The sequence below is a fragment of the Kribbella sandramycini genome (assembly GCF_013131805.1).
In the GTDB taxonomy this organism is placed as follows: domain Bacteria; phylum Actinomycetota; class Actinomycetes; order Propionibacteriales; family Kribbellaceae; genus Kribbella; species Kribbella sandramycini.
The window spans coordinates 1-18,993 of the sequence record NZ_JABJRC010000010.1 but is presented as its reverse complement, the minus strand read 5'-3'; the positions used below and the strand labels follow the sequence as shown (position 1 = coordinate 18,993).

Annotated in this window: 4 protein-coding genes; 2 read left to right on the top strand and 2 right to left on the bottom strand. The window is 68.5% G+C overall.

Annotated features, from left to right (window positions below; genetic code table 11):
- Positions 1 to 61: 61 nt before the first annotated feature.
- Positions 62 to 2,593: a right-handed parallel beta-helix repeat-containing protein gene (locus HPO96_RS32100; RefSeq protein ID WP_171678167.1), complete on the bottom strand. Its 2,532-nt coding sequence runs from the start codon at positions 2,591 to 2,593 to the stop codon at positions 62 to 64.
- Positions 2,590 to 17,481 carry an actin cross-linking domain-containing toxin gene (locus HPO96_RS32095; protein ID WP_171678166.1) on the bottom strand — a complete coding sequence of 4,964 codons (14,892 nt, stop codon included), beginning with the start codon at positions 17,479 to 17,481 and terminating at the stop codon, positions 2,590 to 2,592. The genes HPO96_RS32100 and HPO96_RS32095 overlap by 4 nt, the downstream gene beginning before the upstream one ends.
- 150 nt (positions 17,482 to 17,631) lie before the next feature.
- On the opposite strand from HPO96_RS32095, the gene HPO96_RS32090 reads away from it, so the two are divergent.
- On the top strand, positions 17,632 to 18,528 hold the full coding sequence (locus HPO96_RS32090) for a hypothetical protein (RefSeq protein ID WP_171678165.1): 897 nt from the start codon (positions 17,632 to 17,634) through the stop codon (positions 18,526 to 18,528).
- Positions 18,529 to 18,563: 35 nt separating this feature from the next.
- Positions 18,564 to 18,872 (top strand): hypothetical protein, encoded by a 309-nt coding sequence (locus HPO96_RS32085; protein WP_171678164.1) that lies wholly within the window; start codon positions 18,564 to 18,566, stop codon positions 18,870 to 18,872.
- Positions 18,873 to 18,993: the final 121 nt, after the last annotated feature.

Genomic DNA, 18,993 nt, shown 5'->3' with positions numbered 1-18,993 from the left:
CACGGCGGGAAATATTGTCCATATCGAACAATAACTTCCGTGAACAACTCACGAAAAGCCGTTAGAAACTCTCCGGGAGATCAGCGGCCTCCAACGCCACCAGCTGGGCGGACGTCGGCGCCGTCAGCTCCGACATCCGGTGCGCCTGCCGCTCGGTCATCGCCTGGAAGATCTGCCGCGCCGAGCGCCCGTTACCGAAGCCCTCGCCGCGCGGCAGCTGCTCGAACAGCGTCGTCAGCGCGCCCCGGGCGTCCCCGGTCAACTCGTACTGATGCCCGCGCGCCTGGTGCTCGACGATCGCGACCAGCTCAGCGGCCGTGTAGTCCTCGAACTGCAGCGTCCGCGTGAACCGCGACGACAGACCTGGGTTCGACCCGATGAACCGCGACATGTCGTTCACGTAGCCGGCCACGATCACGACCAGGTCGTTGCGATGGTCCTCCATCAACTTCACCAGCGTCGCGATCGCCTCGGCGCCGAAGTCGTTCCCGATCCCGATCGGCGCCAGCGAGTAGGCCTCGTCGATGAACAGCACGCCGCCCAGCGCCTGCGTCACCGCGGCCTGGGTCTTCGGGCCGGTGTGACCGACGTACTCGCCGACCAGCGCCGTCCGGTCGACCTCGACCAGGTGGCCCTTCCGCAGCAGTCCGAGCGCCTTCAGAATCCGCCCGTAGAGCCGCGCGACCGTCGTCTTACCGGTACCCGGATTGCCCGCGAACACCAGATGCCGACTCAGCGGCGGCGCCGGCAGCCCGGCCTCCTCGCGCATCCGAACCGTCTGCATCAGCTTCACCATCGACTGGACGTCGTGCTTCACCCGATCCAGCCCGACCTGCTCCTCGAGCTCGGCCAGCACGTCCTCGAGCGTCTCGTCGTCCGGCGGCATGCTCTCGTCGAGCGTCCCCGGCACACTCACGTCCGGCGCCGGCGCGCCCCCGGCCGTGGCGGCCGCCGCGACCGGCGGCGTCTCCTTGACCATCGCGACACCGTCCACCGTGCAGTCCTCGAACACCGGTACGGCGCCGTCCTCCTGCCCGATCGGCTCGGCGCAGTCCCGGATCCGCAGATGTTTGAACGTCGGCGCCGCCGCCTTCGCCAGATGCAGCGCCGGGTACTTCGTCCCGGTCACATCGCAGTCCGTGTACGTCCCACCGGCCTTCTCGGCCACGTAGATCCCGTTCTTCGCGACCGTCCGCACCCGCAGCCCGGTCACCGTCGGAGTCGCCTCCGACCAGATCACCAGCCCGGAGCCGGCGCAGTTCTCGATCGAGCTCGCCCCGATCGCCGCCGCCGCACCCGTCCCGACCACGATCCCGGCCGCCTTCGTCCCGCTGACCCGGACGGCGTCCAGACTCGACAACCCCTGCCCGGCCAACTCGACCCCGGTCCCGATCGTCCCGATGACGGACGACGTCCGCACATTGGTCGCCGTCGTACTCTCCAGCCGAATACCCGTCCCACCGCCAACGATCCGGCAGTCCTCAGCATCCGCAGTCGCGGCGTCCACCGCCGACAACCCGGTCAGCCCAACGTCCTGAATCCCACATCGAATCAGCTCGACCTTCGCCGACGCGGTCACATGGACGCCGTGCTCAACCCCCTCCCGCACGTGGCAGTCGGTCAGCTTCACATTCGCCGTCCCGGTCAGATGCACCGCGCTGTACGCCGGCCGATCGAACCTGGTCGCCGTCACGGTCGCAGTCGCCGAATCCGAGACCAGCAACCCGTTCGCACCCGCGTCAGTAATCGCACAGTCCGCAGCAACCAGCGACGCGCTGTCCTGCGCAACCAGCCCGCTCGCCCGAGCCTCCCGCACCCGGCAGTCCGTCAGCTCACTCCGCGCCGACCCGGTCGCGTGCACCCCAGGCCCACCGGCCTTCTCGATCCGGACGTCGCTCAGCTTCGCCGTCGCGCCGTCTTCGAGCAGTACGCCGGCCATCCCGGTCTGCCGGATCGTCCCGTCCGTCGCCACCAGCTTGCTCGTCCCCCGCAGCCGGAACCCGTACCCGGAGGTCTGGTTCAGCCGCAGCCGCGACGCATCCAGGTACGCCGGACCGGACAGCACGACCCCGATTCCATCGATCATCTCGATCACCGAGTCCTCGATCTTCGCCTGGACCCGGCCGGACAGATGAATCGCCGCCAGCCGCCCCTGCTCCAGCCGCGACCCGCGCAGCATCAACGTGGTCACGCCGTACCCGGCCAGATCGGAGCTCTGCCCGGTGTTTTCGTTGCCGCGGGCATGGATCCGCCCGCCGGAAACCGTGCAGTCCTCGATCATCAACCCGGCGCCACCGGCCACCCCTACCGCAGGCGCGCCGCTGTCGTCGGACGGCGCCTTGATCGTCAACCCGCGTACGGTGCATTCGAGGCCTTCGGCAACCACCGTCGGCTCCCCACCCGGTACGCCGGTCACGGTCACCTGCCCGCCGCCGGGCTCGGCCACCACGGCGACCGACCGGTCGAGCCGCAGTTGCTCGGCGTACTCGCCACCAGCCACGACGATCACGTCACCGGGGCCGGCGGCCCGCAGGGCGTCGCCGATCCGGCGGAAACTGCCGCGGCCCTTCGGGCTCACGTAGCGAGTTGTCACGGTGCTCCTTGGCTGCCGGAGACGGGAGGTACATAGCTGACGCCAGGCGGCAGGATCACGCCGCCAGAGGTAACCGTAGGCGTCGCGACCGGGGCGGGCGGCGGCGGTGCCGGTACCGGGGCCGGCGCAGGCCGCGACCAGGCCGGGTCGAACTGCTGCCGCAGCGCGGGCACCAGCAGGCTGCCCAGGCCCTTCTCGAACAGCCGCAGCGGCATGGTGACCAGGATCTCGCCGATCCCGCCCTTCTGGAAGAAGCGCCCACCGGCGAAGTTGGTCCCGATCGTCCGCAGCAGACCGATGCTGTTCGCGGCCACGTAGCCGGAGACGACCGCCATGCCGCCCTCGGCAACGGCCTCCCAACCGGTCAGCTTGACCGGCTTGCCGTCCGGCCCGGTGACGCCGAAGATCGCGGCGTTCATCGTGCCGTTGACGAAACCGGTCAGCGGCAGCATCAGCATGCCGAAGCCGTAGTCGAAGGTGCCGGCCCGCCACTTGGTCGGGCTGGTGTTACCGGCCCATTCGACACCCCATTGCGAGCCGTTGTTGTTCGGCCGCTTGGTGATCAGCGAGCCGCCGTCCAGGTTGCCCATGTCCTGTTTGAAGGTGCGCATCGCGCCACCGAGCTTGGACTCCGTCAGCGCGGCCCCGGCCACCGTCCGCAGCGTCGTACCGACCGCGGCGTTCATCAGCGCCTTGAGCGCGTCGGTGCCCGAGAACGGCTTGTTCTGCGCCTCGGCGATGATGCCCATGATCATCAGGCTGGCCGCGTAGTCGAGGAGGAACTCGGTGGTGATCGTGAGCAGCATCTTCTGCGAGAACAGCCGCGAGAACGACGCGTAGTTCGCCTCGCGGAGCAACGCGTCGCCACCCGGCAGCAGCGTCTTGTTCGTGAACGTCCAGTCCGACTGCATGAGCCACGGCTGCCGCTGCAGGTCGCCGAGTCGCGAGTTCCAGCCGCGGAACTCGGTCATCTGACCGCGGAAGTCCCACTCGTTCCCGCTCAGGGTGAGCCGGTCGCCGCGCATCTCGAAGACCAGCCCGTTGTCGGACCGCTCGCCGATCACCCGGCCGGTGTTGTCGTAGAGCTTCCACTGGCCGTGCAGCTTGTCGGTCTCGAGGTAGTTGTTCCCCGACGCCACCCGCTCCCGGACGACCTTGTCGAAGTCGAACTCCTTCCACTGCTTGAAGTCCGTGTGCCCGTTCGCGTCCATCGTGTACTCGCGGACGCGGGTGGGCCGGCCGTCGCCGATATGGGACGGCGTCTCGCGGACGATCTGCGGTGTGGCGCCCGGCGTGCTGTCGCGGAAGTGCGTCGAGCCCGGCGTCCAGTTCTGCTGCCAGGTGCCGTCGGCGGCCAGCCAGCGCCGGTTGAGCTGGGTCGTCCCGACGACCTCGACGCCGAGTTTGTCGAACTCCTTCGAGACCCACTGGGTGCCGTCGTTCCAGGACTCGATGAACCGGCGCTCGTCGAGCATCCGCCGGTCGCGGACCAGGTTGCCCGCGTTGTCGAAGTCGCGGAACGAGTTGTCCCAGCTGATGCTCTCGTCGCGGGAGCCCTTGAAGTGGAGCCGGTCGCCGTTGCGCCCGGCGATCGCGACGCCCTGGTCGTTCAGCTCGTGCCAGCGCCACGCCGACGAGTCGGCCGGGCCGGTGCCGACGACGTACTTGTGCCCGCCGGCCGTGCCCACGTTGTCGACCTTGTGCGACATTCCGACCACGTTGCCGTGGGCATCGCGGTTCACCCAGATCCGCAGGTCGGTGTGCTCGGGATACTCCCGGACGACGCCGCCCGGCTGGCTCTCCCGGACCATCCGCCAGCCGTGGCCGTCGATCTCGGTGAAGTCCTGCCAGTCGTCGCCGTTGTTGACCCGCCAGCCCTTGACGTCACCGGCCTCCCAGGGGGTGGTCGCGTTCTGGTACTGGTTCGCGGGCGGCTCGGCGTGGTCGCCGACCTTGAGCTCGGTGCCGTCGTGCAGCTTGCCCTTCGAGCGGACGAACGCGCCGTTCAGGTCGACGTCGACGAAGGCCTCGTCGGTGCCGACGTACCGGACGCCGCGGCCCGGGTTCGTGCCGCCGGTGGTCTCCCAGCGGAAGATCTGGAAGCGGTTGTCGTTCGCGATGTGCGCGACGCTGCCCGTCGTCGGCGGGTTGTCCAGGAAGTTCTTCCGGACCCAGATCGGCGGCCGCTGGTCGCCCTGCCGGGTCGAGGTGAGCAGGGTCGTCTTGTCGGGCAGCAGCTCGCCCTTGCCGACCGGCTTCAGCTGCGGCGACTGCACCTCGAACGAGCCGTCGCGGGTCGGGTGCGTCGCGCCGGGCTCGAGCGTGAACTCCTTGTACTGGCGCGCGGTGTCGGGTCCGTGCCAGGTGCCGAACTTCTGCTGCGCGACCCGGCTCACCTCGTTGCCGTTCTCCATGACCCGAACGGTGTCGGTCCAGCCCTCGCCGACGCGCTCCAGGGTTCGGTTGCCCTGCGCAACATGGAGGAAGTCGGCCTGGTAGCGATGCCAGGTCCAGGTGTCGCCGTTGCGGATCGCGAGCACGTGGCCGGCGATCTTCTCTTCGGCCTTCGCGAGCGGCCCCATCTGATCGGCGATCGGGTTGTCGTACTTCTGCAGGCCCTGCTGGTAATCGCGGACCGTCCGCCAGTTGTGGTCGATGTCCTGCCAGGCGTTGCCGGCGGTCGCGTGGTGCCGCTTACCCCAGTTGGTCAGATTGCCGGTGCTGTCGTACGTCGCCCACGTCGTCCGCCGGTTGTACTGGCCGAAGCCCAAGGTGTCGGTCTTCCGGAAGCTGTCCAGGATCTCGCCGCCCTGCAACCACCGGCGTTCGAAGACCTCGACCTCCTTCGCGGTCGAGCTCTGCAACCGGATCCGCCCGTTCTCCAGGCCGACGATGTCGACCTTGCCCTTGTGGAAGCCGAGGTCGCTGAGCGTCCCGTTGTCGCGGACCCGCTGCCAGGTGTTGTCGGTCCGGTTGACGACGTACTTGAACTCGGTCGCCTGGTTGTCGCGGACGACGCGGAACCCTTGCTCGGTGATCTCGCCGCCGCGGTTGAACTGGTGGTACTCGCCGTGCCGCGGCCGGCCGGGCATATTGATCTCGATCCGGATCACACCGGCGTTGTCGATCGTGGCCGTGTGCGGCGTCGGCACCTGCGTACCGGCGTTGTCGGTCCAGTGGACGCCGGTGTTGTCGCGAGTGATCCGCGTGCCGCCGAGAGCCGCGCCATTGCCCGGGATGTCGGTGACCTCCCGCAGCAGACCGCCCTGCAGGTCGAAGACATCGTGACCGTTGACCCGGGTGACGGTGATCTCGGTGCCGTTGACCGTGACCGTACGGCCCTGAACCGGCGTGTAGGTGTTGTCCAGCCAGCGGGCGGTCCCGCCGCCGATCTCCAGCCACGCCGTCTCGCCGGGCAGCTCGATCTCCCGCCCGAAGGCCTGGAAGACGCCGTCGGTGTCGAAGCGCTGGAAGTTGCCATTGTCAACGACTCGGTAGCCGCCACCCGGCACCAGTTCGACGGTGTGATTACCACCGCCCTGCAGGGTGAGCCTGTCGCCGTCCTGGTGGACGACGAAGCGCTGCACACCCGCGTTCCCCGGGTCAGGCAGCGGGACATGCCGGGACAGATAGGTGCCGGAGTCATCGAAGTGCCGACTGACACCGGTGAGGTCGTCGGTGACTCGGAAGCCGCCGGTCTGCAGGTCGACCGTGCCGGGCAGTCGGGTCACGGCGTCATCGACGAGGTGCGGCTGACCGCCGTGTGGGCGGTACAGGTAGACGTTGCCCACGTTCGCCGGGTCGGTGACCTGAATGCCGTGTGCGCGTCCGACGCCGTCGTTGCCGAACCAGCGGACCGTCTGCGTCGAGTCGTCGAACATCCGGAACTGCCCATTGCCAAGCAGCTCGACGCGGTGCTGCGGGATCGGCACCCCATCCACGTCGACGGCCCGTAGCCCGCCGGCGCCGTCAGCCTCGGTGAAGAGCGTGCCACGCGGGTAGGCGGTGTCGGCCAGCACCTGGCCGCCGCCGAGGTGGGCGCCGTCCGCGCCGAACCGGTGGCTCTCGCCACCAGGCCCGATGATCCGGAGCCCGTTCGACGTCTCGAAGACGTTGAACAACGGCCCGTCGGCGCCGCCGACCCGCGGGTGCCCGTTCAGCGGCTGAACCACCCAGCGGTCGCCGAACGCGCCCTGCAGCTGGATCCGGTTGTCGATGTGGGCGCCGTTCGCGTCGAACCCGCGGCCGACCCGGCCCTCGATGACGGCGATGCCGTTGTCGAGCTGCTGCACGACGGCGTTCGGAACCGGCGTGCCGTGCAGGTCGACGACCTGACCGCCCTCGGTGAACCGCGTGCCGCTCGGCTCCTGCAGCCGAATACCGTCGCCGAGCTGAACGCCGGCGCCATCATAACGTTGCGTCCGGCCGTCGGGCCCGACCAAACGGAAGCCGTCGTCGCCGAAATCGTGCATTGTGATGGCCTGGGCGTTCGGGCCGGTGACGTGCGGAGTGCCGCCCTCGGGCCGGACGACGACGTGGTTGTCGAAGGCGCCGGTCACCGGGTACGTCTGGATCGTCGGCATGATCGCCGGCCGGACGACGATCGGCGCCTGGCCGGCGACGATCGAGTCCCACGCACCGGGGTGGTGGCCCGCGATCCAGTCGGCCTTGACCTTCGCCGAGGCCATGCTGATGATCCGGTCGTCGGCCTTGCCCAGGTGCTGCGTGTTCTGCTCGCGGAACCAGTTGGCGAACGACTTGCCGTTGTCGGCGTCGCCGACGAAATTGTTGATGTGCTGGACGCCGAGCTTGCGGCTGTCGCCGACGCCGAGCTGCGCGAGCGCGTCGGTCACCGTGACGGTCGGCGCCTTCTGGTTCGGCACCAGGTGCTTGAGCTGCTCCGGCACCGAGCGGAACTCGAACAGCATCGCCTTCTCGCCGGCGATCACCGCGCTGTTGATCCCGTGCCCGGCCACCTCACCGCCGCCGAGGATGTAGAGCTTCGACTCGTTCCAGATCGCCGGGTTGCCGATCGGCTCCATCTCGCGCAGCAGCTTGAGCGTGGCAGCCCGGTCCAGATCCGTGAGCGACTCCAGCAGCAGGCTCGGCTTGGTCCGCGGCAGCACGACCCAGTCGTTCTTGACGGCCGGGTCGGTCAGCCCGCGGTACGGCGCCGCGCCCGCGTGGTTGCCGATCGGGATGCCGTGTTTGTCCACCTGCTTCGAGGTGAAGTTGATGATCGACTTCAGGTAGGTGTACGCCGACTCCACCTGCGCCGGGTTGTCGAGCTGACTGTGGTCCAGCCCGCGGACGGCGTCGTCGCTGCGGAACTCCGGCTTGAACCACGGGTTCTTCTCCAGCGCCCGCAGCTCGTCCGTGGCGCCGCTGCCGAAGTCGGTCGCCTTCACGCCGACCGTGAGCTGCTGACCGCCACGCGGCATCGTCACCGAGCCGACGTCGTCCAGGCCGAGGCCGCTGCCGCCGGCGATCGCATGCCGGCCGTTGGTGATCTCCAGCGCGAACCGGCCGTCCGCGCTGACGATCCTCTCCATCGGCTGGTGGTTCGCGCCGATCAGGCGGGTCTTGAAGGTGTCGAGCAGGAACTGCGTCGCGTCCTCGCGCAGCGCGATACCGCCCAGGTCGTCGAGTTTCGACGGGTAGCTGACCAGCTCGACCGTGTGCGTCGTCCAGTTGCCGTTCCGCGCGATCGGCAGGTCGCCGGGGTTGCGGTAGATGCCGTTGCTCATGTCCTTGGTGACCATGACCAGGGCTTCGTCGGTCTCCAGGTTCTTCACGAACGCGAAGGCGCGGTTGGTGCCCTCGGGCATCGCGACGACGAAGCCGCCGAGCTCGCTCTCGTGCCCGAACGACGGCCCGTCGAACTCCTTGCGGAAGTCCGGCGCTACGGCCCGCTGCGGGCGCACCGGAGCCGGCGCGGGCGCCGTACCGGCCTGGTTGGCCAGCGTGGGCGGCGGAGGCGGCGGCACCGGAGCCGTGTGCGGCGGCGGGGGCGGAGGCGGCGGGACCGCCTGCGCGGGCGGCGGCGGAGGCGGCGGCGGGGCCGTGTGGGTGGGCGGTACGGCGTCGTCGGTCGACCGGCCGTCCATCCCGGCGACCAGCCGCGGACGGTTCTTCAGCGAGGCGTCCAGCAACTCGTCGAGCTGGTGCTGAACACTCTCGACGTTCATCCCCGGGTACTTCGCCTCGAAGATCTCCTTGACCTTCGTGAACTCACCCTGCGCATACGTCAGGTTGACGCGGGCCTGGTCGCCGACCGAGATGCCCCTCGACGAGCCGTCCAGGCGGCCGCCGTTGCGGGTCAGGTTGTCGAGCTGGAAGTCGAGTCTCGCCTGCGCCTTCTGGACGGAAGCGAAGTCGTTGGCCTTCTGCAGGGCGATCGCGTCGGACTCGCCCGGGCCGCGGAAGACGTTGAGCCGGGCCGCGCTGTCGGCGTCCCAAGCGGCGGCGATCTGCTTACCTGCAGACGGTTTGACGTCCCAGGACGACGGCTTGGGCAGCTGCAGGAACAGATCGCTGTCGTGCAGCACGTTGCCGCGCAGCTGGGCGGCCAGGTCGGTGAGGTCCGTGCCCTGCCACGGGCCCTTGCTGAACGCCGCGTCGCCGCCGTCGATCTTGACCGCGACCGTCCCGGCGTCGACGTCCTTGCTGACCTGGATGGTCAGCTGGTCGCCGTACCCGGGCTTGCTGACGGTCAGCGTGGTGAGGTTGCCGTCGGCACTCTTCGTCGTCGAGACGGCGACGTTGTCGAAACCCTCCCAGCGGTTGACCGAGCCGTTGTCGAACGCGCGGACGAAGTCGTCGTACGCCGTGTCCAGGTTCATGCCCGGCCACTTGGCGTTCAGCGTGTCGGCGATCTGCCCCGGCGGGATCTGCTCGGCGCGGACCGGGATGATCGTCATCCCGTCCTCGATCCGGTCCGGCCCGGTGCGCTTCAGGACGGTCGGCGCGAGCGTGACCTCCCACTGGCTCTGGTTCCAGGCCTTGGCCGCGCCCTCGCCCGCGTCGTATCCCTTCGGGTAGGCCATCGACAGCTTGCCGTGACCGGCCGGGACGTCGATCTCGAAGACGAACCGGTTGCTGGCGACGCCGTTCTTGGCCCACTCCTCCTGGAATCCGAGGTTGTTCGAGGTCGAGCTCGGCAGCCGGTCGACGAACTCGTCGGCCTGGGCCGCGTGCGGGTCCATCGAGACGCCGCGGTAGAGCGTCGTCCGCTCGTCCGGGCCCTTGAGGAGCAGGTCCTTGGTGATCGTGTTGAAGTCGTTCACCTTGGCCGCGAGCGTGCCGTCGGTGAGCGCGGCGGGTTTCACGAAACCCTCGTAACCCCGCTTGGACGTGTAGGCGCCGCCCATCACGTCCTTCATCAGGTTCTCGACGGCCTTGGTGTTCATCGCGGCGTCGAGATGGGTGCGCGACGAGTCGACCTGCGCGGTCCAGCGGGCCAGGCCGTCCGGGTCGTTGAGCAGGTGCGCCGGCGGGGTCGCCGGGCCGAGATCGCGAGTCGCGGTCTGCACGTGGCCGACGAAGTCGCCGTCCCGGGTGTACTGCAGCGGGCCGGAGGGCGAGGCGACGTACAGGTTGTCACCGGACAGCTGACGCGGCCAGACGCCGGCGTCGCCGAGGGAGCCGTCGAGCTGACCGGCCATCCCGCGCAGGGTGACCAGCTCACCGGCCAGCGGGCCGTCGCTGAGCGTCATCGTCCGGCCGATCAGGTTGGGGCGGCCGAAGCCCATCCGGAAGGTCCAGCTGTCGCCCGCGAGACCGTCGACCACGCGAGTGATGGTCACCTCGCGGCCGTTCACCGCGCCGCGGAACAGGTCGGCCTGGTTCCCGGCGAAGCTGACCAGGCCGTTCTCGACCTGGAAGGACACGTTGCCGCCCGGGACGTCGTACAGGCGGCCGGAGCCGGGCAGTCGGCCCGAGCCGTCGGTGCCGTCGAGCTTGAGACGCTTGATCGCGTTGAGGTCGGTCTGGACCTGCTCGAACTCCATCGAGTGTTTGCGCTTGAACGCCGCCCGGGCGCCGTCGAAGTCGGCGTGCGCGGAGTCCAGATCCATTCGGACCTGGTCGCCGATCGAGGGGCCGTTCGAGTCGCCGTCCAGGCGGCCGCCGTGCAGCTCGACGTTGCGGGTCGCGGCGGTGAGGTTCTGCTGGGACTGCTGGATGCGGGCGAAGTCCTCCATCCGGCCGCTGACGATCGCGTCGGTGTCGCCGGCCCGGGTGAACACCTGGCTGCGGGCGGCCAGATCGGCGTCCCACTGCGGACTGAAGGATTTGCCCTTCGACGCCCAGTCGGCCGGTTTCGACATCGAGACGAACAGGTCGTTGTCGTGCAGCGTCCCGGCTTTGAGGTCGGTCGCGATGTTGGCGAACTGCTCGCGGCTCCAGGTGTGGTTGAAGGTACTCCGACCGTCCGCCGTCGCCTTGACCGTGACGGAATCGGCGTCCACGTTGCGGGTCACGGTGATCTTGAGGTCGTTGCCCTCGAACCCGACCTTGCTGACCGTGATCTCGTTGACCAGGTTGTCGGCGGACTTCGCCGAGGCCGCGGTGATGTCGGACATCCCCGGGAACTTCTGCAGCGAGCCCTGGTCCAGCGCCTTGCCGAAGTCGTCGAACGCGTCCGCGGAGTCGAAGCCCTGCCAGCGCTCGGTCAGGTAGTGACCGATCTGCTCGTCGGTCATCTGCTTGGCCCGGACCGGGATGACGGTCAGGCCGTCCTGCTGGAACGACGGGCCGGTGCGCTCCAGGATCGTCGGCGACAACGTCACTTCGAACTGGCCCTGGTTCTTCGGCAGCGCGTCGTTCGCGCCGCGCACGTAGTCGTCCGGGTACGCCATCGCGAGCTTGCCGTGCGTCTCCGGGACGTCGATCTTGAACACGACCCGCTTGTCGAAGTCGGCGCCCTTGGCCCACTCGGGCTGGAACTTCCACTCACTCGACGTCGAGACCGGCAGCCGCTCGATGAACACATCGGCCTGGGCGGCCGCCTTGTCCATCGCGACACCGCGGTAGACGGTGGTCTTGCCGATCTTGCCGTCGACGAGCAGCGAGTTCGCGACGGTGTTGAACTCGAGCACCTGCTCCTCGAGCGAGCCGTGGTGGAACGCGTTGTCGACGTAACCGCCGTACCCGCGCTTGGAGGTGAAGGCGCCCTCGGCAACCGACTGCATCATGTTGCCGACGTCGTCCAGCTGGTTGGCCGCGGTCAGGTGCGTGCGGGAGATCTCGGCCTGGGCGGTCCAGCGGGCCAGGTCGTCGCCGAGCAGGCCGGCCGGCGGGGTCACCGGCGGCAGGTGGTCGGTCCGGGTGCTGCCGATCCCGATGAAATCGCCCTGCCGGGTGTACTTCGCCGGGCCGAGCGTCGACGGGACGTGGAACTCACCGGACAGGTACTGCACCGGGACGCGACCACCGGCGCCGTCGTCCAGGACCGAGGCCCCGGGCAGGCCGACCTCGATTTCGGCGCCGATCCGCTGCCCCTGGAACGGGCCGCCGGTGAGCGTGAACTCGTCCCGGTTCAGGATCGGCATGTTGGTCCGCCGGTTGATCGAGAACTCGAGCTGGCGGGTGATATTCCCGTCGAACGCGGTCTCGGTGATCTTCAGCGTCGGGCCGTCGAAGCTGCTACTGAAGGCGTTCGCGTTCGGGCCGCTGAACGTGACGACGCCGTCGTCCACCTTGAAGAACGCGTTGCCGTCGGGGATGGCGGCCGGGCGCGGCTGGATGCCGCCGGCAACCAATCGCGGGCGGTCGCGGAGCGAGTCGACCAGCAGCTCGTCGAGCTGGTGCTGGACGCTCTCGACGTTCATCCCCGGGTACTTGGACTCGAAGATCTCCTTGGCCTTCGTGAACTCGCCCTGCGCGTGCTGCAGGCTGACCCGGGCCTGGTCGCCGATCGACATCCCGGACGAGGGGCCCTCGATCCGGTTGCCGTTGATGGTGAAGTTCTCCAGCGCCTTGCCCAGGTCGTTCTGCGCCTTCTGGACGGCGACGAAGTCGTTGGCGCGCTGGTTGACGAGGGAATCGGCGTCGCCGGGCTGCCGGAAGACATTCGTCCGAGCGAGGCTGTCGGCGTCCCAGGCATCGGCGATCTGCTGGCCGGTCGGGCGCGCCTTGGTCCACTCGGCGGGCTTGGCCAGGTTGGTGAACTGCTCGTTGTTGAAGAGCACGTTACCGCGCAGATCCGTGGCCAGGTTGCGGAAATCGGTCTTCGACCAGGTCTGGTTGAAGACCGTCTTACCGTCGGTCACCATCGTCACGCGGACCGAGTCGGCCTGCTCGTTGCGCATCACGGTGATCGTCAGCTCGTCCGCGAACCCCGGCCGCTGGACGTGGATCGTGTGCATCAGGTTGTCGCTGCTGGTCGTCGTCCGGGTGATCGCGTCGTCGAAACCGTCGAAGTTGCGCAGATTCTGCTGGCTGAAGGACTTCGCGAAATCGTCGAACGCGGTCGCCGAGTCCAGGCCCTTCCACTGCTCGGTGATCAGCGACTCGAGCCGGGACGCCGGGATCTGATCGGCCTTGACCGAGATGATCCGCAGGCCGTTCTCGAAGCGGTCCGGCTTCCCGGTCCGGGTCAACGTGGTGGGCGCCAGCGTGAACTCGGACTGGTCCTGGTTCCAGGCGCGGGCCTCGGTGCTGCCCGGCTTGTAGCCGTCGGGGTACGACATCGCGAGCTTGCCGTGATTCGCCGGGACGTCGATCTCGAACACGACCCGGTTCGACAGGACGCCGTTCTTGGCCCAGTCGTCCTGGAACTTCATCGACGTCGAGGTCGAGATCGGCAGCCGCTCGGTGAAACTGTTCGCGGCGGCCGCGTGCGGGTCCAGGTTCACGCCGCGGTAGACGGTGATGTCGTCGGCCGGGCCCTTGAACAGCAGGTCCTGGGTGATCGTGTCGAACTGGCGCGCCTTGCCGACCAGCGTGCCGTCGCCGAGCGCGGTCGGGTTCACGTAGCCGTCGTACCCGCGTTTGGAGGTGAAGGAGCCGCCCATGACGTCCTTCATCAGGTTCGACACGGCCTTGTCCGACGCGGCCACGGTCAGGTGGGTGCGGGACAGGTCGACCTGGGACTGCCAGCGCGCCAGCGCTGCCGGGTCGTCGAGCAGGTGCGCGGGCGGGGCCGGTTTCGGCAGGTGACCGGCGTCGTTCGGGCCGGCGCCGGTGAAGACGCCGTTCCGGTTGTAGCTGAGCGGGCCTTGCGGCGAACCAACCGTGATCGTGTCGTCGGTGACCTTGACCGGGAACGCCTTCCCGTCGCTGACCAGGCCGCCGCGGTCGAACTGGCCGAGCGTGCCCTGGAGCGAGACCGGCTTACCGTCGAACAGGCCGCCGCTCAGTGGGAACGATTCGCCGATGTGGTTGACCCGGTTCCCGAAGCCGAGGCTGTAGGTCCACGAATGGCCGGTCGAGTTCTGGGTGATCTTGACGGTGTTGCCGACCACCTCGGAGCCGTAACCGTCGCTGTGGATGGTGATTCGCTTGCCGTCGGCAACTTCGAACCGAACGCCGTTGCCACCCGGCAGGTCGTAGGTCTGCGGCCGCGCGCCACCGGGCAGCCGCGGGCGCTCCTTGAGCGAGCCGGCCAGCAGGTCGTCGAGCTGCTGCTGGATGCCGTCCGGATTGACGCCGTGCTTGGTCTCGAAGGTCTGCTTGGCGTTGGCCAGGTCGTTCTGCGCGCCGCGCAGATCGATGTGCACCTGCTCGCCGACCGACGGCGCGGTCGACGGGCCGTCGGCGCGCTGACCGTGGATCGCCACGTTCTCGTTGGCGATGTCGAGGTTCTTCTGAGCGTTCTGGACGGACCGGAAGTCGTCCATCTTGGCGTCGACCATCGCGTCGGTGTCGCCGACCTTGCGGAAGACGCCCGCCTTGGCGGCGACATCGCCGTTCCAGGCGGCGGTGATGTTCTGGCCCTCGAGTTTGCCGGTGGCGCCGTAGTTCCAGGACGCGCCGTCCTTGCCGAGGATCTGGACGCCGCCGGTGTCGAGCCCACGCACCTTCAGCCCGTCCGGCACCAGCTTGCCGTCCAGCCCGGTGATGTGGAAGTTGCCGTCGGCCCCCTTGACGGCGATCTGGTCGGTCGGCCGCAGTACGCCGTCACCCTTGACCAGCCGAAGTCCCTGGTCGATGACGATGCCGTCGCTGCCGAACCGGGTGGTCGCGCCGGTCGAGGTGTCGGTGAACCGCACCCCGCCGCCGTTCAGCACGTCGAGCCGGCCGTTCGGGCCGCCGCCGTGCAGGTTGAACTGCGTCATCCCGCCTTCGAAGCGCTCAACCTTGATCATCGCGCCCGGGTGCCCGTCCAGCCCGGTCAGCGGGATCTCGGACTTCCCGAGTGCGAACGAGTGCCCCCCGCCCGGCGTACCGACGTTCCCGGGTGTCCCGAGCTGCCCGGGCAGTCCGCCGACACCAGGAGTGCCGATGTGACCGGGTGCCCCGCCCACTCCCGGCGTGCCGATCGAGCCTGGGGCGCTGCCGACTCCGGGGGTGCCGATGTGGCCCGGCGTCCCGCCCAGGCCGGGCGTGTTCGGGACCAGGGTCGTCTGGATGGGGACGTCGGTGCGCGGCATGTTGACCGGCTGGACGTGCGCGGCAGGCGGCGGCGAGGCGAGGTTCTGCGTGCCGGCGAGGCTGGGGTTGTCGACCTTCACCGGCGCGGCGCCGACCTTGATCTCCGGCCCGCCGTGCACCAGGTTCAGCGCGGTGTTCACCCGGTCGACGGCGGGCGGCGTGACCGACGTGAGGTTCGCGTTCGTCGCGGCCGGCGAGTGCAGGATCTCGTCGATCGACGTCCGGATGTGCTGCGCCTGGAACCCTTGCCCGGCGCCGTCCCCGATCAGCTGACCGAAGTTCGGCGAGACCGTCGGAGTGTTGTTCCGGATGCCGGAGTTGACCAGGTCGCCGATGCCGGTGGACTGCGGGGCCGACACGTGCAGCGAGCTGACGTTCACATTCGGCTGGGCGACGTTCGCGTTCCCGGTCAGGTGCCCGAAGTTCCCGGTGCCCGCGCCGGTCGCGCCGTGCGTCAACCCGTTGGTCGGCAACGCCGGCAGCGCCACCTGGTTGCCGTTCGGCATCCCCTGGACCAGGCCCTCGATCCCGTTCACGCCGTTCACGGTCGGCGAGCCGGTGTGCAGGCCGGAGATGTTCGTCGTGAGGCTGCCGACGGACGGCGTACCGGCGTGCATGGCCGGGATGTTCGTCGTCAGGTTCCCGACGTTGCCGAGCGACGGCGTCCCGGCGTGCATCCCGGGGAGGTTCGTGGAGACGTTGCCGACGTTACCCAGGGACGGCGTGCCGACGTGCAGCGAGCTGACGTTGGTCGACACGTTGCCGACGTTCGCGGTGACCGGCACGTGCAGACCGCCGGCCGTCTGCACGGTCGGCGGGTTGATCGCGCTGACCCCGACGTTCGTCGGCGGCATCGGCGTCATCGGCGCGATGTTGATCTCGTCGATCGCGGTGAACGCCTTGCCGGCGCCGAACCCGGAGTCGGTGGCCAGGCCGAAGTTGTTGATGTGCACGGCGGGCACCAGTTTCGGCGGGTCCATCGCCTCGTTGAAGAACGTCTTCAGGTTGTCGACGAACGACAGGTTGCCGGTGTGGATCGGGGCCGCGCTGATCCCGCGGCCGATCGCCGCCATCGTCGGCATCCCGTAGACGTTCTGGGCGAAGACGCCGCGGCCGATCACGCCGACCTTCAGCGCCTGGGTGAACGAGGCCCAGTTGCTCATCCCCATCGCCTGGAAGGCGCGGATGTCGTTGGCCGCGACCGGCAGGAAGATCCGGGTCCACTGCAGGTTGCCGAAATGCGCGCCGATGAACTGCTTGGTGCCGGTGAAGACCGTCCCGATGCCCTTGCCGAAGTTCACGAAACCGCGGCCGATCGCACCCATCCCGGCCTGGAAGGTGAGCGAGATCTTGCTGAACGCGCCGAGTGCGATGGTGCCGAAGTTGTTCACGAAACTCGCGGCGCTGACCGGGAAGTTGCGCAGGTTCTTCACCACGAACAGGCCGGTCTCGCGGATCGTCAGGTTGACCAGGCTGCCCAGACCGCGCAGCCCGGTCAGGCCGCTCATCAGGAAGTCCTTGCTGAAGATGTTCCGGAAGGTTTGCGCGATCCCCTTCACACCGGCGCCGATCCCGCTCGCGACGCCCTTCAGGATGGAGAAGATCGGCAGCGCCTTGGTGGTCGGCGCGATCAGGCCCAGCCCGGCCAGGAACAGGTCCAGGAAGGTGGCGTCGCCGTTGGCGACGTCCACGATCGTCTTGATGAACAGCGCCAGGTTGACGCCGAGCGCGATCAGCGCGATCGGGCCGCCGAAGATCAGCGCCGGGATGATCAGGATGATCGCCAGCCACTTGAAGGCCTCCCAGAAGGCCTCGCACTCCGAGATCGGCAGCTGGATGTCGGAGACGCCGTTGATCCGGCCGGCGAAACCGCTGGCGGCATCCGACTGGTCCCGGCCGGCCTGCTCGGCGACGCCCTTCTGGCGCTCCCGCTCGGGGTCGTCCTCGGCCAGTCCGCGACCGGCGTTCAGCGCGGCGTCCGCCGTCCGCTGGTAGCCCTCGACCGCGGTTCGCCACTCGCGCAGGGCGGTGGCGGCGGTCTCGAAGGCGTTGGCGACATCCTCGACATGGCCGCGCAGGCGGCCGTCGACCTTGCCGCGAAGCGCGTCCGCGGTGGCGCCGACGAACACGCTGTCGTTGTTCGTGTTCATCACCGAGTCGACCGCGGTCATGATCTCGCGGGCCTTGCCGCCGATCTTCTGCAGCACCTCGGCCAGCTGGCCGATCGTCTCGGGCTCCCCGGGAGTGGGGTCGCTGCCCAGTCCGATCGCGTCCCAGTCGCCCGGCCGTGGCATTCATCCCCTCCTCACGCTCGGTCAGCCCTCGTACTGACCACGCGCGAGCGGGCCTCGGAGTTCACTCCGAAATCGGAATGAACTCGGGGGCCGGTTCCGGCGTGGTCAGTACGTAGGCCAGGCCGAGCCAGCGTGTCAGGAGGGGTTTGGGTGCCCGACAAACTCAAGATGAACTACAACCTGCTCAACGACGCCAAGAAGGACCTCGAGGACCTCGCGGGGAACATCAAGCCGACGTTGAACGACAGTCTGTTCAGCACGCTGGCGAACTCGGACAGCTCCGACGTCCTGGGCAGCAGTTCGATCTACTACGCGATCTCGTCCCTGCACACCAACGCCCAGGGCACGATGACCAAGGCCGAGGACGGGCTGAAGAAGCTCGCCGGCTCCTTCGGGTCGGTCGGTGAGGCGTTTCTGCAGTTCGACGCCGAGATCGCCCAGGGCATGAACGTCACCAACAGCAACCTGGCGCTGTCCAACTGGCAGCGCGACAAGTCCCAGTGGGACTACTACCAGGCCCACAAGGGCGAGTGCGAGAACCTGCCCGCCGGCACCGAGGCGCCCGACTTCTGCAGCGCCACCAACCCCGGCGACGCCCCACTGGACCAGACCATCACCACCGACCGCGGCAACATCCAGACGCACCTGACCCTGGACGACCAGGGCAACGTGATCAAGGAAGAGACCACGGTCACCTACGACGGCAAGACCTACCACTCGGTGACAACGTACAGCGACGACAAGCACACGATGATCACCGACAGCACCTACCCCGACGGCAGCAAGGTGCACGACGAGACCAAGATCAACGGCGACGGCAGCAGCACCTCCACCGCCACCAGCACCGACGCCGAAGGCAAGAAGGACGTCACGGTGACCAACCTGGCCGGCGACGGCAGCGGCACCAAGACCACCACCGACTCCGACGGCACCGTCACCGAGTACACCCGCGGCCCCGACAACGACGACGGCACCGCCGCCGACTGGGTCGAGAAGCCGAAGCCCGAGGACGACTACGACTACTACCCCTACCCGATCGGCGTCTAGACCGAGCGGAACGCCCACCGAAAGGAACACCCGCAATGGCGTACGACGGCATCAACCTCGACTACGGCAAGATCGTCGATGTCACCAACGTGATGAAGAACGCCCACGACCAGATCGTCCCCCTGGTCGAGAACCTCCGCACCCGGGTCAACACCCTGGTCGAGGACGGCCTCGTCTTCAAACAGTCCTCCGAGGTCATCCGCAACACCTACAACAACTTCGACACCAGCCTCAAAGCCGCCGTCAAAGGCATCGAAGACTTCCGCGAAATGTTCAACTCCATCAAGAAGAACGCCGAAGACTTCGACCAGGGCATCAGCAACAGCCTCAACCAGGCCAAGTAACCCGCACCGAAAGGGGCCCCAGGCAACCACCTGGCGCCCCTTTCGCATGCCCGGCGAACCCCAGCCACTCCCCCCCCCCCCCCCCCCCCCCCCCCCCCCCCCCCCCCCCCCCCCCCCCCCC